The following is a 20,473-nucleotide window of genomic DNA, read 5'->3' on the forward strand; positions in this document are numbered from 1 at the left end:
ATGAAAAAATGAGAATACTAAAGTATATGGTAGGTGGAGCGGCAGCAGGTGCAGCGGCGGCTTATTTTTTTGGATATGATTATTTATTTAGTGGTATTTCCAAAACCTACCTTAAAGGAAAGTTGAGCGCACACATTGATGACGGAGATCTTTTTCCCAGCAATCCTATTGTAACAGAAGAGCCCAGACTCTGGGAAGAGGATTCTGAATATAACAAAAAAGACTTACCTAAACATTTAGTTGAAAACTTAAAACACTCCAGAACAGCAGCTCTGGTGGTGATAAGAAATGGGAAAATTCTTCATGAACAATACTGGGATGGCTACAACCAGCTATCGCCAACCAATTCTTTTTCTATGGCAAAAGCAGTGACTGTGATGCTTTTGGGAAAAGCGCTGGAAGAAGGAATTATTCCGACTATCGATGAAAAACTTTCAGAATTTTATCCGGAATTTAAAAATAAACCTTTCGGAAATCAGGTTACTCTTAAAAATTTAGCTCAGATGGAAGCCGGATTAGACTGGAATGAAGACTACAACAATCCTTTTCTTCCCAATGCTAAAGCCTATTACGGAAAAAGCCTTGTAAAAGCTGTTTTTTCAAGAAAATTCAAGGAAGAACCAGGAGCCAGATTTGAATACCAAAGCGGCTCTACCCAACTTCTTGGTTTTGCTCTTCGAAAAGCATTGGATAAGCCATTGGCAAGTTATTTATCAGAAAAATTCTGGAGTCCTCTGGGAATGGAACAAAATGCCAAATGGAGTACAGATGATTATGGTATAGAAAAAGCCTATTGCTGTATTCATTCCAATGCAAGAGATTTTGCCAGACTCGGACAGCTGTTTCTGGATGACGGAAAAGTCGGATCTCATAAGATCCTTAATGCAGATTTCATTGAACAGATGAGAACTCCAACAGAAAAGTCTGAAAACATTTATGGAATGGGGCTTTGGATCAATCATGACAATCCTATCAAACATTATTATTTTCTGGGATTGCAGGGACAGTTTATCATTATGGTTCCTGAACACAATATGGTTATTGTAAAAACCGGAAGTTATTCCAACAACCCTAAAAATGACAGAGGAAGACCTGATCAGGTAAAATTCCTTGTGAATGAAATTGTACAATTATTCCAATAAACATGATGGAGAAGTATAGTTCTACAATTGATGCATATATTGAAAAATCACAGGATTTTGCAAAACCTATCCTGCATTACATCCGTGAAGCCGTTCATGAATTCTGTCCTGATGCCGAAGAAACGATGAAGTGGGGTTTTCCGCACTTTATCTATAAAGGGAAAAATCTTTGTGCCATGGCTTCTTTCAAACAGCATTGTACTTTTGGATTCTGGCTTGAAAGAGAAATGAAAACCATGCAGGAAATCACTCAGGATATTGAGAAAAATTCAATGTTCAGTTTAGGAAAAATTGCACAAATCGGGGATCTTCCCTCCAAACCTCAGCTGAAAAAAGCGATTAAGGAAGCCATGGAGCTTACGGATATGGGCGTTACCATGAAAAAAGCAGCTCCTTCCAAAACAGAAATGGAGGTTCCTGACTATTTTCAGGATGCCTTAAATACCCATCAGATTGCTCTTGACGTATTTTTGAAGGCTTCCCCATCTTTCCGAAAGGAATATATTACATGGATTGCAGATGCTAAAACAGAAGCTACGCGACATAAAAGAATGGATCAGGCTTTAGAATGGATCGCTGAGGGTAAAGGAAGAAACTGGAAATATGAAAAAAAATAGATATAAACTGCAGACGAGATATTCTTAATGAAATCTGAAGTTCGCTTCCGGTAATGTGTTTTTTTTCAGAAAGGCCTCATATTCCGGGGACAGTTTTGCGCGCCCAAAGGTATTTTCCCCGCTCATGCTTCCCAGTCTCACTTTATCTTTTCCAAATTTCCTGTTCATCGCATCCATAGCTTTCATCACAGGAAGGTGTTGGTTTTGAATATCTTCTTCGAAAAGGCTGATCTGTCTCTGATCTTCAGGCACAAAATCATTCACCATTACTCCTGCTCTCTTATAATGAAACCCTTCTCTGTAAACCGATTCAAAAAGCTCATTGACCACCCTTCCGATGAGAATGGACGAATTGGTAGGATTAGAAAGAATGCGGGTCACCGCATTTTTGTATTCAGGAAGATCTTTTCTGAACCGGTTGGTTTGTACAAAAACAGTGATCATTTTACAGCAGGTATTCTGCTTTCTTAATCTTTCCGAGCAATACATTCCAAAAGTCTCCACTCTTTCCCGTACTTCTTCTTTCTTTGTAAGCATCTGCATAAAACTTCGGGTAACCGCTATGGATTTTTTAGGAGAAGGAGCATCCAGTTCCAGCTGACGAATTCCCCTCAGTTCATGGATCATTCTTACTCCATGAATTCCCATAACTTTTCGAACCCACATTTCAGGTTTCTGAAGAAGATCCCATGCCTTGTATACCCCATTGTCATTCATTTTGGCAGCAAGCCTTCTCCCTATTCCCCATACGTCTCCTATATTGAGCCATTTCAAAGCTTTTTCAATTTTCTCAGGAGTATCCAGAATATACACTCCTTTAAATTTATCCGGAAATTCTTTTACGATTCTGTTTGCCACTTTACATAAAGTCTTGGTGGGCGCAATTCCTATACTTACAGGAATATTTTCTTTCTCATCAATCTCATTTCTGATCTTGAGACAATATTCATAAATATCAATGTACTTGAATCCCGTCAAATCAAGAAAAAGCTCATCAATACTGTAAACCTCATGATCAAGAACATACGATTTAGCGATATTAATAACCTGCTGGCTTTTGTAATTATACAGTTCAAATTTTGCTGAAAAGCTTTTTACATCATATTTCTGAAAAAGCTCTTTATATTTGAATGCAGGAGCAGCCATAGGAATCCCCAGATCCTTTGCCTCTTTGCTTCTGGACACAACACATCCATCGTTGTTGGATAATACCACAACGGGTTTGCCTTCAAGGTCAGGATCTAAAGTCCTTTCACACGAAACAAAAAAATTGTTACAATCTACCAGAGCATACATGACAATTGTATAGTAAAATTCTACACAAAATTATAGTTTTTAAAGAATAAAACAATCTTTTAAACCATAATTAACATCACATTTAACAATCTGAAAAACAAATGAATAAAATTTTTAAACACGACATGTTTTGTCGCATTAACGCTTTAATTTTGTTTTCAAAAACATTGATTGTGATACGGATTAAATCATCCGCAAACGTTCTTCCTCAAGATCCAGCTGGTAAAGCTGATGGCGGATAATTTCTTCATTCACGGAAATATCTTTATTCAATTCTGAAAGAAACTGCCTCTGACTTTCCAGCATTTCAAAAAAGATATCTTTGGTCTTTTCATTCATCCAGTCTGTATTATGAGTCTGTATTTTTTCCTCCCATTGTTTCAGCATTCTTTCTAATCCTGCATGGCTGTTCAGTTCATTTTCATGCTTATTTTTAAGAAAATGATAAACATGCTGTTTCAGTTGATGTTTTATTTCTTCCCTCGCCTTTTTATCTTTCTCTTCATCTGTAAAATCATCAAATACATGTCCGTATTTTATAAAGTAGGGCAAAGTAAGTCCTTGTACGAGTAAGGTAAGCAGAATCACAACGAAAGTAATAAAGAGGATAAGGTTTCTGTTGGGAAAAGGGAGTCCGTTTTCAAGGGTAATCGGAATGGCAAGTGCAGCAGCCAATGAGACAACACCTCTCATTCCCGTCCATCCCAGCATCAGAGGCATCAAGAGCTGCCTTCTGGCGGAGGAAGCACGAGGAGCTACACTCGGTCGGAAAATCAATGTAGCCAGCATGGCGGCATAAGAACTTATAATTCTGGCGGCAATCAGAATACCGGTCACCAACACTCCATATTGGATAGCAATTCTTAAAGGAATTCCTTCAGACCGCAGTCCTCCGACAATTTCAGGAAGTTCGAGTCCTATTATTAAGAATACAATACCATTCAGAATAAATACAAAGCTTTGCCATACGCTATATCCCATAATACGGCTGGTACTGTTTAAAAATATCAATCTTTTACCTGACATATACAGCCCTCCGCAAACTACAGCCAACACCCCGGAAGAATGAAACTGTTCTGCAATCCAATACATAAGATAAGGTTCAATAAGTGTGAGTGCAATATCTGAAGAAGCTTCTGTAGGAAGTCTTTTGTGAGCCTGTACAAAAATCCATGCCACTAGTAACCCGATTCCTGCCCCGCCTATTACCATCCATAAAAAATCCAGCGAAGCTTCCTGCCATATAAACTGTCCTGTTCCTACAGCAATTAAAGCAAAACGGAATATAATGAGTGAAGATGCATCATTCAGCAAACTTTCTCCTTCCAGAATAGCAGATGTAGTAGATGGTATCTTTACAAACTTCATAATGGCTCCTGTACTCACGGCATCCGGTGGAGATACGATGCCTCCCAGCAAAAACCCGAGAGCAAGTGTAAATCCGGGTATAAAATAATTAGCCGTCACTGCTACTGCCAGTGCCGTAAAAAATACTACCAAAAAAGCAAAGCTTCCGATAATACGCCACCATCGTTTCATTTCTTTAAAGGAAATTGACCATGCTGCTTCAAATAAAAGAGGAGGTAAAAAGATAAAAAAAATAAGATCGGGATTGATCTTTACAACCGGAAGACCTGGCACAAAACTGACCAGCAATCCGAATACAACGAGCAAAATAGGGTAAGCAATTTTTAGCTTTGCAGCCCACATATTGAGCAGCACAATGGCCACAATCATGGCTAATAAAAAAGGTAGGATAGTATGCATTAGTATTGTGTTTTATCCGTCATATTTACTACTTCTATTTGATTTTTAAAAATTTAAAAGCAAATTTTCTCATTTTTTTGTGTATAGATTAATTTAAGCATTTCTGAATATGTCTCCCTTTTATGTTTTCATCCTCTGATAGAATGTTATATAATTTTAATCAAAATTCAAATAAAACACGTCAAGTTTCGTCGCATCCGCGCTATACTTTTGTCCTGTAACAAAATAAGAAATATGGACAAAGTAACCTTAGAAAGAATTCAGAAGCTTCACCCGTTGGTAAGAGATGAAGTGAAGCAAATTATACAGGAATGTGATGAAGCACTTACCGGAAGAGCCAAATTACGGATCACTCAGGGATTAAGATCTTTTGAAGAGCAGGAAAAGCTGTATGCAATCGGAAGAATTACTTCAGGAAAAAAAGTAACCAATGCAAAGGCAGGACAAAGTATTCACAATTATGGACTGGCAGTAGACATCTGTCTTATGATTGACGGGAAAACAGCAAGTTGGGATACGGCAAAAGACTGGGATAATGACAACGTTGCAGACTGGTACGAATGTGTAAAAATATTTGCCCGCCACGGCTGGGATTGGGGTGGAAACTGGAAAACATTTAAAGATCTTCCCCACTTTGAAAAAAAGAACATCCCTTCTAAAAAAGGACCTGTAAAAACCAGCTGGAGAAAGCTTTTGAAGATGCCAAAAGACCAGCAGAATTACGTTGTTTTTTAGTGTTATTTATTTGAAATTAAATTTAATACGACACGTTCTGTCGCTTCCCCAGCCTACCTTTGCTTTATAAGAAAACAACGAAAAAAGCAATGAAATCTAAGTATGGAATCTCAATATTTTTTGATTATTCAACGGATTCTGTAGATTTAAGATTGCATGTGTCCTTTTAAAAAACCATTAAAAATATCACATGAAAAAGACAACCATTCTTTCTTTGGACGGAGGTGGAATAAGGGGAATCGTAACCTGCATTATTCTGCGTTACATAGAAGAACAGCTCCAGTATTATGATAAGCCGGCTGCCAAGTTGGGAGACTATTTTGATCTGGTGGCCGGCAGCAGTACCGGAGGTCTGATTGCTTCTATTATTCTCTCTCCTGATGAAACCCGAAAAGCAAAATATTCTATTCAAAAAGGGTTGGAATTATATGCTGAAAAGGGTGGCGACATTTTCCAGGTTTCCTTTTGGGAAAAACTGGTCAATCCATTCGGATTATTGAATGAAAAAATTTCCCAGGAAGCTCTTGAAAAAAACTTAAATGACTTTTTTGGAAATCTAGAATTAAAAGAATTCATAAAACCATGTTTAATAACGAGTTATGATATTGAAAACAGAAGAGCAAAACTTTTCAACTCCTGGAAAGCCCACCTCAGCACAGACAATTTCTTTGTAAGAGATATCTGCAGAGCGACTTCAGCGGCTCCCACTTATTTTAGTCCGGTGCAGATCAAATCTATGTATGGACAGATCTTCAGCCTGATTGACGGTGGAATGTTTGCGAATAATCCTGCACTCTGCGCCTATGCTGAAGCAAGAAAGATCCCTTTTGCAGAAGTTTTAAAAAACCATCAGAAAGCCAACCATCCAAGTGTAAACGATATGATCATCGTCTCTATCGGAACAGGAATTGAAGCAAGACCTTACTCTTTTAAAAGACTGGAAAAAGCAGGAAAAATTGGCTGGGTAGGCCCAATCGTTGACATTTTGATGTCTGCCAACGCAGAAACTGTAGATTATCAGCTGGAACAGATGTTTCAGACTCTGGGCCTTAGAAATCAAAAAAACTATTACCGTTTGAATCCTTCATTGAAAAATGCTTCTCCCGCCATGGATAATGTAAGAAGATCCAATATTGAGAATCTGATACAAGCCGGATTGAGCTATATTGATGATAACAGAGAAACATTAAACCAAATTGTTCAGAAGCTCATCAAAAATAAAATATAAGCTTTTAACCTTATAAAGACCCAATATAAGCTTTAAAAATTATATTTTAAAATTGGAAAATCTTTTTTAAACACGTCAAGTTTTGTCGTTTCACCCGATTACCTTTGGAGTATCAAAAAAGACACAGACAACAATCCTTAAAAACTTTTATAAAGCATTTGAATTCAACATTTCCCTATGCTGAACAGCCTGAAATATGTTCAAAAAATTATAACCAACACCTTATCACACAAAACATGGAAACACCAGATCACAATACAGATATACTCATCGATGAAGATCTCTATACGATAGAATGGAGCGATATCGAAAATGCTGAGATGGATTATGAAAACTATCTCAATGACATTGAAAACTTCTTCAGAGAAGATTTTGAAAAAGGAATACCTGAAGAAGATGTTTTTTAAATAAATTTAAAAAACACGACAAGTTCTGACGCTGTCCGCCATTACCTTTGAAATCTCTATAACACACGCACAGCCATCTCATTAAATAGTCTCAACACCTTTGAATTCACCATTCACAAAATGCTGGACAGCCAGAACTATGTCTGAAAATACAGGATAAAAATGGAAACTCCGCCATCCATAAAAGGAGAAAAAATGAATTTATTAACCTACAAATCACACAAAATTTTATGAAAACAAAAGAAGAATTAAAACTCTATTTCGAAAATGGAGATATCCCAAAACAGGAAGACTTTTGGGAATGGCAGGACGCTTACTGGCATAAAGACGAGAAAATTGCTCAAAGCTCTATTGAAAGCATTGAAAAAGTAATACCATTTTTCACAAATGACAATGAACTTCTTGGCTCAGCATTAGTAATTACGATTCCATCTAATACCAAAAAAATTATTAATGGCGCTTACTCCTTTTCAGGAATGTCTTATCAGATTGTGAAGGTAAACCTCAACGAAGGACTTGAGGTGATTGGACCTTCTGCTTTTAATCAGCAAAACATTAAAAGCGTCCGCACACCCTCAACCCTTCAGGTTATTGAAAACAATGCTTTTGGCCAACAAGCTAATATGATTAATGGATCTGATTCAATAGAAGAAATTGTTTTAAATGAAGGTTTAATTAGTATTGGAGATTATGCTTTTAACTGCCTCAGAGCAACTGTTATCAAAGACTTATACATTCCAAGCACAGTAACATCTGTTGGACAAAATGCATTTGCCATTCCTTCCCTTAAGAATGTTTCAGCGCCTACAGGATTAGATCTAAGTAAGGCAGGTATTCCGTCAACAGCTACAATCACCTATAGATAAACTCAACATGAAAACAAAACAAGAATTAAAAAAATATTTCGAAAACGGAGATATTCCGGTACAGGAGGAATTCTGGGAGTGGCATGATTCATACTGGCACAAAGATGAAAAGATTCCTGCAGATCAATTAGATTATGATCTGTCTAAAAAAGCAGATGTAAACGCTTCCAATATAAGCCAACAGGATGCTCAGCTTTGGAAAGAAAAAATTGAAACTCAGACAGCTATTCAGTCGCCACAACTAAATGGGAATGTCTTAACGGTATTTTATACGGGTGAGAATGGTGTCCAGCAAAGTAAATCCGTAGATTTAAGCAGTTTGGTAACCCGTGATATCAGCATTGAAAACGCGGTATATGATGCCTCTCAAAATATTATTACCATTACCCAAAATGACGGATCAGCCTTTCACATCAATCTCTCGGAATTCAGCATCATTCCAACGACCAATGCTGATGGAAGTGTAACATTATCACAGGAAGGACAGGAAAAAATCACTGTAAAAAAAGTAGCTGTAACAGGAAGTTACAACGATCTTTCCGATAAGCCAACTTTTAGCGGAAATGATAATTTGCAGAATGTCATCGACAGAGGTAACGGAACAACCAAACCTATTATTTTTCAGCCAAGCCAGGGCAGAGCGGGCGAAATAAACTTCAGTCCTACCACTTATTCCTTTTGGTTTGGAAATTTGAATACGGATCATACCGGAGCTTACGGACTAGGCATTGGTTATAATACATTATCAAAATTAACCACAGGAGCAAATAACGTAGCTCTCGGTTCTTACTCTTTAAATGAAACCACCACAGGAAGATGGAATACCGCAACAGGTGTTTCAAGCGGAGCTAAACTTACAACGGGTAATTTCAATGCTTTTTTCGGAACACAAGCGGGAACTGAAACAACAACAGGAAATGGAAATACGTACATCGGAGATGAGGCAGGAAACAAAAATATTGCCGGAACCAATAACACTGCGCTCGGTCTTGGAGCCGCCTATTCCTTAACTAATGGAACCCAGAATACCTTTTTAGGTGCTTTTGCGGGAAATATTCATGGAAAAGTGACAACTTCAGGCGCATGGGGATCTAATACTTTTGTTGGATATAACGCAGCTTCCACTACGCATGCTATGGGAGTTTGGGGTGATAACAATGTCGTTATCGGCTGTAATGCACCGTTAGGAGGTTCAACATTCAACAAGTTGGTTATTGAATCCAATCCGGTAGCAAGACGTCATGATTTTGTAACCCCTTTAATTGGTGGAGATTTTGCCACAAGAACATTGGATTTTGATGCTGTAATCAGTGCAAAAAGAACTCCACTGGCCGATAACACCTATACAAAAGTAGCGGTTCTGAATGCCGGTAATGTATTGGGATATAAAAACCTTTCCGACTTCCAAAACTGCATTCCTCTCACAGGAACAGAAGTGAACAATCCCGTATCCGGTCATATTCAGTTTGAGAATGCCGAAGCACCGGAAATTGAATCTCTTCTTTATAAAATTAATACCCAGGAAGGAATTAAAAACCAGGTAGGTTTCTTTCCAAGCGGAGTTTTGATCACATCAGGCAGTATAGATAATTCTATACAATCAAATTTAGATGTCAGTAAAGATTACGGTGTATTGGCAAGAGCTTATGGCGCAAAACTTAGTTTAAGTAATGCCGGAGCCTCTTTAACGAGTTTTACCGATCATTCTGACGGAAAAGGAATCATGGTAAGCAATTATCCAGATGAACCTGTTATGGTAGAACATCAGGTATCAAATGCCAGAGGATTAAGTTCTAAAACTTATTTTGGAGACAACGCACAGGAAAATGATTACATCCAGAAACAATATGCAGACAAACAGCATTCCTACAGCACCAAAGAAGAACTGACAGGCGGAAAATGGATCAATGGCAAACCTGTTTATAAAAAAACATTATATCTGGATCAGATTCCAAGAACAGGTGAAATCGACTTAAGATCTGAATTCCCGGATCTTGAAACCATCATCTCTAATGAAATGTTTACAGAATGGTATGATCTTAAAGCTGCATTTGCAGGTAACCAATGGCGAACAAAAGCCTACATCACGATCGAAAGAGAAAGAGCAATTATTGAACTACTAAATGTGCCTGATTATGATTATTCTCTTATCAACTCGTTTACTCTAACACTTGAATACACCAAAAAATAAAAACAAAATGCCAACAAACGATACATCAACAGCAAAATCCGCATTTACTGTCGGAAAATCCTTAATAGGAGAAGGAATTATTAATTATAAAGAAACAAACCCTATGAATACAACCAATAACGCATCACAATCACTTTTCAGATTTGTAAGTCTGAGAAACCCGCAATTAACAGAAATTAAAGACAAAAACTTAGGATTTATCCACAGACCTAAAGGAGTAACCGGTGTTTTTGATACAGCAGTAGTTGGAAGACCTGCCAAAACTTTAAAATTTACAGCCATGAAAAGGGCTGCCGGTGAGTTTAACAATTCCGGATTCGAAAGCGAGAAGAAAATCGAAGAAGGAGCATTTAAAGACCTTCTGATGATCGGAAGAAAGCTTTCTAAAAAAGAAACATTAGAAAGCGCTGACTGGAATTTGGTTACGGATTATTACAAAAGCCTTATTAACACTAACAGACAGCTAAACGCAGAAGGAATTGCTATATTTTCCCAGCTTTGGAATAATTATATTTATCAGATTGTTACCCAGGGAGATTTCTATATTAAAGAAGCCATCAGCCACATTTTAATGGCTATTCAGCTTGGTTTTGCCAGCAACCAGGACCTTACAGATCAGGAAATCATCAAAATTAATGGAGAAAAACCATTGGAGAAGGCAATGGATGGAAAAATTATACTCCCTACCATTCTATTTTCAGAGGATACAGAAACGGCATCTTTAGTTTCTGCGAGAGCTGAAGGTTCTGAACCGGCTTTGGCAGCGAGAACGGTTCAAAGATTAGAGTCTGAAGCAAGAGCTTCTTTTATATCCAGCAAAGCGATCCACAGAAAGGAATCTCTAAACACACTGAATTCCGAACTGGAAAAGCTTCAGAAAAAGTTCCATAAATCCAGACATCAGGCCTACCAGGATGAGTATTCCAGATATATGGCAGAAAACAAAGAACGTTTGGAACTGTATGACAGAAAGCTGGCAGAAGTAGACAGTAAAATCACTCCGGACATGTCTGAAGAAGAAAAAGAACGTCTTTACAGCACTTTGAAAGAATATGAAGTTGCTCCTTTCGTATTTACGTACAAAAATGAAATCAATTTGGAAGATTTGCAGGCAAAGCTTTCTCCGGAATCTTTCGACCTTTTTGTAGAACTTTTCGGTGAATCCACAACCAGCTTAACTTCTGTGGCAGAAGATACAGACAGCCTTCAGATCCTTTCGCATGACACCTTAAGAATGGGTGCTCAGACCATTGTTCTCGATGATGAGATTGAAAGCTATGCTGATGCTTTACTGGTTGTAAGAAACAATATATCTTCTTCCATGGAGACCGCACTTCAAAATAGTCCTCTTCCGGAACAGCAGTATGCCAATATCGGCGGAGCTTCAATACCTCTTATTCAGAATACAGCCAGAACACCGATGGCATACAGCTTATATGCTCACAGTGCTTACGTAGTAGCAGGCAGCAGAGGATTTGTTAATTTTTCTTTTGAAGTTGAAGATGTTTCGTGGAGCGTTGCCAATGCTAAAATTACGGCTACAACAGATGCTGCCGGAACTTTCGAAGAAAATTACAGCAATATTTCTGTAGTTGATAATAAAATTACCTTACCTGCGGCTTTGGTAAACAGATTCAGAACCAGCTTTAGTTTCAAAATAGAAATTATTTTTGATAACGGAAGCCATGCTTATGGAGAGATTGCCACACAATATCTGAAAGAAGACTTAAACCTTACCGGAATGCTGACTCTGAAGCGTGCAGCAGTGGAAAACCCGGGTACACCTGAACCAGGTACAACCCAAAAACGTAAAAATTTCGGGATCAAAAGATTGGGAGTAGCAGATTATATGAAAGTCGTGCAAAGTGTTCATGCTTATGTTCCGGGAGAAGTGTCCAATATTGAGAACGTCATGGCAAGCGAATTGAGACATAAGTCTTCCGTTTCCAGAGAATACTCTGAAATTACCGATACAACTTCCAAATCTCAGGAAACAGAGAAGATGTCAGACACTTCCAAAACTTCCAGAACGGATATGCAGACCGAAGTTGCGAAAGAAATTGAAAAGCAGCAGAGTATTTCTGCCTACACAAGATTCAGTTATGGAAATGACAGTGCCATGAAGTTTGAAATCGGTGCAGACTATGCCAATAATACGGCACAGCACGACAGTACAAGACAGGCTGTGATGAAATCTCAGGAAATCACGGAAAGAGCAATGGAAAGAGTTCTTACTAAAATTTCAGAAGAAAGAGTACAGAAAATCATCAAAGAATATACGGAAACCAATGTTCATGAATATGATAACAGAGGAAAGGTAACCAACACTGATAATGCTGAAGCTGCACAGCCTAAACACATTACCGGAGTTTACAGATGGATCGACAAGAAAATGAAAAACCAGATCTACAACTATGGTAAGCGTACAATGTTTGAATTTATGGTTCCTGAACCTTCAAGATTACACCGTCTGGCTCTTACTGTTGCCAAAGCTCAGGTGCTTAAGGCTCCTGTAGATCCAAGAAAAGCACCGGAACCATGGTTAATGGCAGATCCAAAATCTGCAACGATTGTACAGATCCAGCATTGGGCACAGGAATATGGAGTAACTTTAGAAGCTTTCCCGGAAGCAACCAAACAGGTTATTCATACAGCTTCAGCTGTTCATAGTCAAAATGATGATTTTGGAATTGACTATACACAGTTTACCATCCCGGACAATTATGCCGGAAAAAATGCAAGTTTCAATTGCGTATCAACAAGAAACAGAGGTGGTGGATGGTCAGGATCCCGTTATTCTGAAGTATTCTTCTCTAATTTTAAAGGAGACATGATTGGACGTTCTGAACGTGGTGGAGACCTTGTTTTTGGCGAAGCATCATCTGGCTTCAATATCACAGGTAATGTATCTTTCCAGGTGAAGGGACACAACGTAAGAAGTTATACCATCAAAGTAGTGGTAAACTGTGAGCTGAGCGATGTCTTTATCAACAAATGGAAAACAGACAGTTTTAACGACATTATTAAAGCCTATGAAGCTGCTTATGCCAAATTCCAGGAAGATCAGGCAAAGCTGGATGCAGAACAGAAAGAAAAAGAAGCCCAGCTTAAAGAAAGACAGGATACTTTCTACCGTTATATGGAACATGATGTATTAAAGCACAACTGTATCGCTTATTTATTACAGGATTACCTTTATACATTAGGCCAGGAAACAACCAACGGTGCTGATGAGAAAACAACCATGGATAATTTCCAGGTATACCTGAATGAAAATCTGGACAGATATACAGCCCTTGCCAAGTTTATGGAGCAGGCATTCGAATGGGAAATCATGGATTATACCTTCTATCCATACTATTGGGCTAACCGTAAGAGCTGGCAGGAATTCTATATCAGCGAAAGTATGGACCCATTGTTCAGAAGTTTCCTGCAGGCAGGTATGGCAAGAATTATCGTTACCGTAAAACCAGGTTTCGAAGCAGCTGTTCAGTTCTTCCTTGAAACAGGACTAATATGGAATGGCGGTTCTGTTCCGGTAATCGGAGACCCAATGTACATGAGTATCGTGGACGAAATGAGACAGCCTACCGGAGAACCTCAGGGTAAATACTGGATTACCAGAATCCCTACTACATTGACGATCCTTCAGGATAAATCTACGGGGCTTCCTGTGGATCACCCGCTTCCTATCTTCCCTGAAGATGATCCGAAGAACTGTGAAAATCCAAAAGAACTGGAGTTTGAAACAAGCTTCTCTTTGGATAAGGATGTGCAATTGCAGCATAGTGACAAACCTACAACATTGCCAAGTACAATTATAAAACCTGTATAAAAGTATAAAACTTTGTTTTGAAAGTGGTGGGAAACCACCGCTTTCTTTTTTATTAATTTTTAAAATTCACAAAAAATGAAAACAGGAAATATAGGAATAAGAAACCTTGTGGATATTGGTGTTGCTGATATTGATGTGTATGGAGCGGATAAAAGGAAACTTCAATCCTATAGCCGTACCGAAAAAGTAAAACTCCGAATTGGTGTGTTTTTTGACGGAACAGGGAATAATAGGTATAATTCGGATGCAGTTTATTACAATCCCAAATATAATCCTAATTACAAACCTAAACCTTATAATCACCCATTACAAGAAGATGAAGTACACAAAATTAAAGGCTTTAAAAGTTTTGTGATAGAATCCGGGAGCAGCTATTGGAATTCTTACTCCAACATCTCATTACTGCACGATTTATATGAGGAAAAAAAAGACAGAAGTAAGGAACAAAACCCAAAATTTCAAGAACTTCAATTAAAAGTTTACATACAGGGTATTGGAACTTTACGGGATGAAGAAGATGATAAATTAGGTTCTGGTATGGGGGAAGGAGACCGTGGCGTTATCTCCAGAGTAGAACAGGCGTGTCAAGATATAGCAGATAAGATAGACGCTGCTTTTAAGAGTATAGCAAAGCAAAAACCTTTAGAGATTGTATCCATTCAGTTTGATGTTTTTGGTTTTAGCCGTGGTGCAGCAGCAGCAAGACATTTCTGCAACGAGGTGCTGAAAACAGGAAAAGACAAAAACCCAGGAAGCGGAGGTAATATGCCTATTACCGATCTTAAACGTCCAAGCATTAAAAAATATGAAAAAACAAAGGACAGCCTTCCAAGCATTAAGCAGTACAAAAGAGAGGCGTATAGGATTGAAAAGGATAATACAAGAGTGGTGCAACGTTTCAATGCACCTGAAAGAGACGTCTTTATAGGCGGGAAATTGGGAGATTTTCTCCAAAAAAAGAAAATTAATTACCCCAAATATAACGTAAATGTAGAATTTTTAGGTTTGTTTGATACGGTAATTTCTCAGATGCTTGAAAGGAAGGGAATTATAGATGGTGCAAGAAATCCAATTACTAAAATACTGGCAACAACTCTAAGTCCATTATGGTTAAAGCCCATTGTAGGCGCAGGTGTAGAAGCAATAAGTTTGATAAAAAAAGTAAACCCAAATCTTTCCAACCCACATATTAAGAAAATTTTGCAACTAAAAGCCCAAACTGAGTGGCGAGATAATTTCCCTATTACCCCAATAGGAAGTATCTCTAGTACTACTCATGCTAAAGAATTGGGGGTTTTGGGAGCACATTCGGATGTAGGAGGTGCGTACTGGCAGACCAAAAAAGAGCTTACCACATTACATTTTTTCGATTTAGGGGTTGATGCCAGTGCTTCTGAAAAGCAAAAACTAGAGCAACAAAAAGAATTATTGCGTAACTGGTATATCTCTCAAAAGCTTTGCCCAGACGATCAATCTAAATTTTATTGGGAAACCAAACATCATGTACATGCTTTTGAGGGCATGGGGAGTGATGCAGATGGAGAGAAAGACGAGCTGTTACCTGAAAATTTTATGGGAAATGCTACCCAAAAAACAGTGGGCAACTGGACGTATTTATTAAAAGGCTACCACCACAAACTCGTCTCTAAACGTCCGCTAAATAACAAACTTTCTTTGGTGTATATGAATGTGATGAAGTACATTGCCTCCACCTATGCTGATGTGCCGTTTTTAGAACCACTTGATAAAAGGTTAAAGCCACCACCTTTTCATCCCGAAGAATATATTTATCCGGAAGGAGATGGAAAGGAAAAAGATTTGAAAACATATTATAATTTATTAAAAGAAGTGGCTGAACATGGTTGGATAAACAAAGAAGGAAAAATAGTTACCTATCCTCAGCATTTTGATGAAAAAGGCTATTATAATCTTTCGGCTGAAATGAATAATTATATTATGGAAGATTTTGTACATTTATCAGCAAACTTCAATGCACCTTTAGCAGATGCATTAGATCATTATAATTTTGCCTATGCCAATGTACCACATTTTACAGATGAAAGAGAGTTTAAAAATCCGCCTTATAAAAGGGACTCCTACACTCCTGTTTTGGATGCTTATGATAAGTCTTAGTCTGTTACAGTCTTGCAACAAAAATAAATACCGCTGGGAGGCGGGTATTTCGGCTCCCAGTTATTATCCTGCGGCGGATGTTAGAGTTGGTTTTGATAACGCAGGAAATGGCAGTCTTACTAGTTTTGATCCCGGTTGGGGACAGACCTATGGAGCGGTAGTTGGAGAAAAATGGAAAGATGCTCCAAAAGAGGTTTCCATACACTACAATAGTGGGGCAGAAAATTATACCTACGATGGAAAAATTTCACTTCCACAAGAAAAGATAAGGGATTTATTTAATGAATATAATCTTGATGACGAAGACAATTTAGGGCATTTGGTGGTAGGGATGGCTCCAGGTGGTTGGATTCGGGTTTGGTTTCAAGCTCTTGATAAAAAAGCAGATGATTATGTAAATATAGAAGTGGCAAAGGCGAGACTAAAAGGAAGTTATGATGATACCGCTGATGTGCGATATAAAACTAAAAACTTTGAAAATTGGGGTAAATATTACACCTATTGGCAACTCCATGGTATTCCTTATGAAGCTTGGGCTGAAAATGAAAAGGAGTATAATATAATTTTTGATTTCGATAAACCTAATCCTAAAAATGAGGTTACTGATCCTCAATATTCTTCTTTAGATGGCACACTATATTACAGAACACCCGTTGATAGTCTATTAAAAAGGAAACTACCTGTTGACCTTGTTGCTGTTTGGAAATCCAAAAACAGCAATATTTATTATGATACCCATGTAACATTTCCTAAAAATTTTTCAAAAATTATTGAAGATAGAAAATTAAGTAAAGTTGTTCTTTCCTTACAAATAGAAGAAGATGACCAATATGGAGTTATCTATCTTATTGGAGATAAAGGTGAAGAAAAATTATTACGTTTTAAAACTTATCCTTCGAAGGATAAAATTTTAGGAAACAGTGATTTTTCTCAAGAAGTAGAGTACTTCATTCAGTAGTTATACCGATGAAAAAGATTTTAAACATCCGCCTTATAAAAGGGACTCCTACACTCCTGTTTTGGATGCTTATGATAAGTCTTAGTCTTTTACAGTCTTGCAACAAAAATAAATACCGCTGGGAGGCGGGTATTTCGGCTCCCAGCTATTATCCTGCGGCGGATGTTAGAGTTGGTTTTGATAACGCAGGAAATGGCAGTCTTACTAGTTTTGATCCCGGTTGGGGACAGACCTATGGAGCGGTAGTTGGAGAAAAATGGAAAGATGCTCCAAAAGAGGTTTCCATACACTACAATAGTGGGGCAGAAAATTATACCTACGATGGAAAAATTTCACTTCCACAAGAAAAGATAAGGGATTTATTTAATGAATATAATCTTGATGACGAAGACAATTTAGGGCATTTGGTGGTAGGGATGGCTCCAGGTGGTTGGATTCGGGTTTGGTTTCAAGCTCTTGATAAAAAAACAGATGATTATGTAAATATAGAAGTGGCAAAGGCGAGACTAAAAGGAAGTTATGATGATACCGCTGATGTGCGATATAAAACTAAAAACTTTGAAAATTGGGGTAAATATTACACTTATTGGCAACTCCATGGTATTCCTTATGAAGCTTGGGCTGAAAATGAAAAGGAATATAATATAATTTTTGATTTTAACAGACCTAATCATCGTGAGGTAGGGTTTAGTTTTACTTCTTTAGATGGAACACTTGAACAAGGAATAGGGATATATAAAAAATTTCGCAGAAAATTACCTGTTGAGTTTGAATTAGGTTGGCGTGATAAAGCAAAAGAAACTTTCTATTGTTCCAAATTTACAATGCCAAAAAAATTTAAAAGCTTTGTAGAAAAAAGAGGACTTAATGCAATTATTTTTAAGTTAGAGATTGATGATAATGATCAAGATGCAACGCTTTATTTAGTTACCAATAATACAAAAGAAAAAATACTGCGTTTTAGAAATAAAATTCCAACAGCAGAAGAGAAAAAAAACAATGATTATGCTTATGCTACAGAAGTAGAGTATTTTATCCCTTAATTTTGATGAAAAAGAGTTTAAAAATCCGCCCTATAAAAGGGACTCTTACACTCCTGTTTTGGACGCTTATGATAAGTCTTAGTCTGTTACAATCTTGCAATAAAAATAAATACTGCTGGGAGCCGGGCATTTCGGCTCCCAGCTATTATCCTGTAGGAGGTGTGAAAGTGGATTTTGGAAATGCAGGACATGGAAGCCTTACCAATATTTGCTAATATTCAAAAAGTTAAAAATGATGTAACTTATGATGCCCTAAGTATAAAAAAAGGTCTACTAATGGGATTTATATCAAAAAGTATTAATAATAAAATTGGATATCATGTCTTTTATACAACATATTCAGATGATTTCCATGTTCAAACATTAATTATTGATAATACTAATCCATGTAATGCAACTTACAGAATTGTCGACCAACATGGTGAAACATCGTCAAATGGTAAATTGTCTGATATTGAAAATGGATTTAAAGATCAATCTAGCTGGACATATGTAAATTTTTATTTAAATAGTAATAAACAAACTTTAACTAAAACGATATCATCAATATGGAAAATTCAAAGAAATTAATCTTATTAGCCCTTTCATTTATAATTTTTTCATGTGAGAAAAATTTGAAAGATTGTCAAAATTGTGAGACAACTAAAGACAGTTTAATCTTTGTTAATAAGGATCAAAATGAAATTTATTTCAGAACTAAAAACATTGAACGTCATCCTAAGTTAGAAAAAAAATTACACGCAAATAATTATTATGAATTTTATAATACTGTAAATATATATTCTTTAAATAAAGATGTAAGTTTAAAAGAAATTATAAACATTGAATCTTTCAGAAAAATTAATAATTTTTATTTTGAAGACAATAAATTTATTTATTTTGTTCCTCAAAATCCAACTGGTAATTATTTTAATATTTTAGATAAAAAACAAAATATTAAGTTTAGTAAAAATAAAGATACCATCTATAGTCGATATGGAGTTTTTTATAATGGAATTCTACTTAATAAAACTTCGCTAAGAAAATAAGAAAAATTATAATTTGTTGCTTGTTTTAACTTTAATGGTGTGTAAATGCGGAAGCAAAGAACAGTTCCAATAAATAATGAATGAACAGAAAAAGGATGAACTTTTATCAACAATCATTAAGCCACAGTATATCTGTGGCTTTACTATTTCTTCATATAAACTTGACAAAAAAATAAAACACGACACGTTTTGTCGCATTAACCGCATATATTTGTCTTATAAAACTTTACCATGAACGCAGCGTTGCTGCACCCTAAAAATAGAGAAATGAAGAAAGATTTTTATCTGACAAGGTATGCCTTAATAATTAAAAGACTAGAAAGTTCTCCGGCTACCTATTCACAGCTGGAGGACTATCTTTTAAACTCATTTGAATTCCAGGATGCAGGAATCAAGAGCTACTCTATCCGTACCCTGCAGAGGGATATCCGGGAGATTTCCGATCTTTTCAACCTTTCCATCCACAACAAGAAAAAAGGAGACAATCGATACTACATCGAGAGTCGCCCCATTATGGAAGTGGATGAATACAATCAGAAACTGCTTGAATCTTTTCAGGTGAGTAACGCCATGAATACCCACCCCGATTTTTCAGATTTTATCTTCTTCGAAAGCCGTAAACCCACCGGTGTAGAACATTTCTATGACCTGTTCTTCGCCATCCGTAATAAAAGGGTTGTAAGTTTTGAACACTACAATTACAAAAATAAGCTGATGACCTCCCGAAAAGTGCATCCTTTGGCTTTAAAAGAATCCAAAGACCGATGGTATCTTATTGCCATTGATACAAAAGATAAAGTTTTAAAATCTTTCGGGCTGGATAGAATCAACTATCTGGATGTATCCAAAAATCAGTTCAGAGAAAAGTACAAATACAACTTCAGGGAGCATTTCAAAAATGCATTCGGGGTGATGAACCTGACAGAACAGAATCCACAGAACATTGTATTGAAATGCAGCCGCCACCAGGGAGAATATATCAGAAGTTTTCCGCTTCACCAGTCACAGAAAGAAACCAAAGAAACTCCGGAAGAGATCTATTTTGAGTTCTTCCTCCACCCTACTTATGATTTTATGCAGGAGATTCTTTCTTATGGAAAGGAAGTAACCGTTCTGGAACCGAAAGGTTTAGTTGATGACATCCGCAATCATTTGCAGGAATCTTTGAACCGTTATCTTGAAAGCTGATCATCAGGAATATATTCCATATTTTTTGTTATATTTACA

General features: G+C 37.0%; 17 protein-coding genes. 15 read left to right on the top strand and 2 right to left on the bottom strand.

From position 1 onward, the window contains the following. The first annotated feature begins 8 nt into the window (after positions 1 to 8). Together BW946_RS12035 and BW946_RS12040 are read left to right on the top strand one after the other, a co-directional pair. Positions 9 to 1,142, top strand: a complete 1,134-nt coding sequence (locus BW946_RS12035) for a serine hydrolase domain-containing protein (RefSeq protein ID WP_083688863.1) — start codon at positions 9 to 11, stop codon at positions 1,140 to 1,142. Between the two features lie 2 nt (positions 1,143 to 1,144). Then, on the top strand, positions 1,145 to 1,759 hold the full coding sequence (locus BW946_RS12040; protein ID WP_228402564.1) for a YdeI/OmpD-associated family protein: 615 nt from the start codon (positions 1,145 to 1,147) through the stop codon (positions 1,757 to 1,759). A 24-nt stretch (positions 1,760 to 1,783) separates the two neighbouring features. Here BW946_RS12040 and BW946_RS12045 read toward each other — a convergent pair whose 3' ends face one another. Both BW946_RS12045 and BW946_RS12050 read right to left on the bottom strand, forming a co-directional pair. Further along, entirely contained in the window at positions 1,784 to 3,055 is a 1,272-nt protein-coding gene (locus BW946_RS12045) for a Y-family DNA polymerase (protein ID WP_076596423.1), read from the bottom strand. Positions 3,056 to 3,238: 183 nt separating this feature from the next. Continuing rightward, entirely contained in the window at positions 3,239 to 4,822 is a 1,584-nt protein-coding gene (locus BW946_RS12050; protein WP_076596424.1) for a Na+/H+ antiporter, read from the bottom strand. Positions 4,823 to 5,056: 234 nt separating this feature from the next. Here BW946_RS12050 and BW946_RS12055 point away from each other — a divergent pair, with 234 nt between their 5' ends. From BW946_RS12055 to BW946_RS12110, 13 genes are all read left to right on the top strand, one after another. Further along, positions 5,057 to 5,557 carry a M15 family metallopeptidase gene (locus BW946_RS12055; RefSeq protein ID WP_076596425.1) on the top strand — a complete coding sequence of 167 codons (501 nt, stop codon included), beginning with the start codon at positions 5,057 to 5,059 and terminating at the stop codon, positions 5,555 to 5,557. A 190-nt stretch (positions 5,558 to 5,747) separates the two neighbouring features. Continuing rightward, positions 5,748 to 6,785 (top strand): patatin-like phospholipase family protein, encoded by a 1,038-nt coding sequence (locus BW946_RS12060; RefSeq protein ID WP_076596426.1) that lies wholly within the window; start codon positions 5,748 to 5,750, stop codon positions 6,783 to 6,785. A 236-nt stretch (positions 6,786 to 7,021) separates the two neighbouring features. Then, a complete protein-coding gene (locus BW946_RS21420; protein ID WP_168801917.1) occupies positions 7,022 to 7,192 on the top strand; it encodes a hypothetical protein in 171 nt (56 codons plus the stop codon). A 230-nt stretch (positions 7,193 to 7,422) separates the two neighbouring features. Continuing rightward, positions 7,423 to 8,058, top strand: coding sequence for a leucine-rich repeat domain-containing protein (locus BW946_RS12070; RefSeq protein ID WP_076596428.1), 636 nt, complete (start codon positions 7,423 to 7,425; stop codon positions 8,056 to 8,058). A gap of 7 nt (positions 8,059 to 8,065) precedes the next feature. After that, the gene (locus tag BW946_RS21600) at positions 8,066 to 10,249 is read left to right on the top strand and encodes a hypothetical protein (RefSeq protein WP_076596429.1); all 2,184 of its coding nucleotides are present in this window, start codon (positions 8,066 to 8,068) and stop codon (positions 10,247 to 10,249) included. Between the two features lie 7 nt (positions 10,250 to 10,256). Then, positions 10,257 to 14,084, top strand: a complete 3,828-nt coding sequence (locus BW946_RS21190; protein WP_139325999.1) for a hypothetical protein — start codon at positions 10,257 to 10,259, stop codon at positions 14,082 to 14,084. A gap of 75 nt (positions 14,085 to 14,159) precedes the next feature. Further along, positions 14,160 to 16,217 carry a phospholipase effector Tle1 domain-containing protein gene (locus tag BW946_RS12085; RefSeq protein WP_076596431.1) on the top strand — a complete coding sequence of 686 codons (2,058 nt, stop codon included), beginning with the start codon at positions 14,160 to 14,162 and terminating at the stop codon, positions 16,215 to 16,217. Then, positions 16,141 to 17,175: a DUF2931 family protein gene (locus BW946_RS12090; protein WP_170872081.1), complete on the top strand. Its 1,035-nt coding sequence runs from the start codon at positions 16,141 to 16,143 to the stop codon at positions 17,173 to 17,175. The genes BW946_RS12085 and BW946_RS12090 overlap by 77 nt, the downstream gene beginning before the upstream one ends. 8 nt (positions 17,176 to 17,183) lie before the next feature. Continuing rightward, entirely contained in the window at positions 17,184 to 18,218 is a 1,035-nt protein-coding gene (locus BW946_RS12095; protein WP_076596433.1) for a DUF2931 family protein, read from the top strand. Positions 18,219 to 18,223: 5 nt separating this feature from the next. Continuing rightward, a complete protein-coding gene (locus tag BW946_RS21195; RefSeq protein ID WP_139326000.1) occupies positions 18,224 to 18,433 on the top strand; it encodes a hypothetical protein in 210 nt (69 codons plus the stop codon). Further along, the gene (locus BW946_RS12100; protein ID WP_139326001.1) at positions 18,408 to 18,788 is read left to right on the top strand and encodes a hypothetical protein; all 381 of its coding nucleotides are present in this window, start codon (positions 18,408 to 18,410) and stop codon (positions 18,786 to 18,788) included. The genes BW946_RS21195 and BW946_RS12100 overlap by 26 nt, the downstream gene beginning before the upstream one ends. Continuing rightward, positions 18,767 to 19,246, top strand: a complete 480-nt coding sequence (locus BW946_RS12105) for a hypothetical protein (RefSeq protein WP_076596435.1) — start codon at positions 18,767 to 18,769, stop codon at positions 19,244 to 19,246. Before BW946_RS12100 ends, BW946_RS12105 begins: the two co-directional genes overlap by 22 nt. Before the next feature lie 267 nt (positions 19,247 to 19,513). Beyond that, positions 19,514 to 20,434: a helix-turn-helix transcriptional regulator gene (locus BW946_RS12110; RefSeq protein ID WP_076596513.1), complete on the top strand. Its 921-nt coding sequence runs from the start codon at positions 19,514 to 19,516 to the stop codon at positions 20,432 to 20,434. Positions 20,435 to 20,473: the final 39 nt, after the last annotated feature.

The organism is Chryseobacterium sp. RU33C, from assembly GCF_900156015.1.
In the GTDB taxonomy this organism is placed as follows: domain Bacteria; phylum Bacteroidota; class Bacteroidia; order Flavobacteriales; family Weeksellaceae; genus Chryseobacterium; species Chryseobacterium candidae.

Excerpts from the sequence above, each read along its gene's own strand:
- BW946_RS21420 (WP_168801917.1), top strand. The coding sequence starts at position 7,022 with ATGGAAACACCAGATCACAATACAGATATACTCATCGATGAAGATCTC.
- BW946_RS21600 (WP_076596429.1), top strand. The coding sequence starts at position 8,066 with ATGAAAACAAAACAAGAATTAAAAAAATATTTCGAAAACGGAGATATT.
- BW946_RS12090 (WP_170872081.1), top strand. The coding sequence starts at position 16,141 with ATGAAAGAGAGTTTAAAAATCCGCCTTATAAAAGGGACTCCTACACTC.
- BW946_RS12050 (WP_076596424.1), bottom strand. The coding sequence starts at position 4,822 with ATGCATACTATCCTACCTTTTTTATTAGCCATGATTGTGGCCATTGTG.
- BW946_RS12040 (WP_228402564.1), top strand. The coding sequence starts at position 1,145 with ATGATGGAGAAGTATAGTTCTACAATTGATGCATATATTGAAAAATCA.
- BW946_RS21190 (WP_139325999.1), top strand. The coding sequence starts at position 10,257 with ATGCCAACAAACGATACATCAACAGCAAAATCCGCATTTACTGTCGGA.
- BW946_RS12070 (WP_076596428.1), top strand. The coding sequence starts at position 7,423 with ATGAAAACAAAAGAAGAATTAAAACTCTATTTCGAAAATGGAGATATC.
- BW946_RS12035 (WP_083688863.1), top strand. The coding sequence starts at position 9 with ATGAGAATACTAAAGTATATGGTAGGTGGAGCGGCAGCAGGTGCAGCG.
- BW946_RS12110 (WP_076596513.1), top strand. The coding sequence starts at position 19,514 with ATGAAGAAAGATTTTTATCTGACAAGGTATGCCTTAATAATTAAAAGA.
- BW946_RS12095 (WP_076596433.1), top strand. The coding sequence starts at position 17,184 with ATGAAAAAGATTTTAAACATCCGCCTTATAAAAGGGACTCCTACACTC.
- BW946_RS12060 (WP_076596426.1), top strand. The coding sequence starts at position 5,748 with ATGAAAAAGACAACCATTCTTTCTTTGGACGGAGGTGGAATAAGGGGA.
- BW946_RS12055 (WP_076596425.1), top strand. The coding sequence starts at position 5,057 with ATGGACAAAGTAACCTTAGAAAGAATTCAGAAGCTTCACCCGTTGGTA.
- BW946_RS12085 (WP_076596431.1), top strand. The coding sequence starts at position 14,160 with ATGAAAACAGGAAATATAGGAATAAGAAACCTTGTGGATATTGGTGTT.
- BW946_RS12105 (WP_076596435.1), top strand. The coding sequence starts at position 18,767 with ATGGAAAATTCAAAGAAATTAATCTTATTAGCCCTTTCATTTATAATT.
- BW946_RS12100 (WP_139326001.1), top strand. The coding sequence starts at position 18,408 with ATGGAAGCCTTACCAATATTTGCTAATATTCAAAAAGTTAAAAATGAT.
- BW946_RS21195 (WP_139326000.1), top strand. The coding sequence starts at position 18,224 with ATGAAAAAGAGTTTAAAAATCCGCCCTATAAAAGGGACTCTTACACTC.
- BW946_RS12045 (WP_076596423.1), bottom strand. The coding sequence starts at position 3,055 with ATGTATGCTCTGGTAGATTGTAACAATTTTTTTGTTTCGTGTGAAAGG.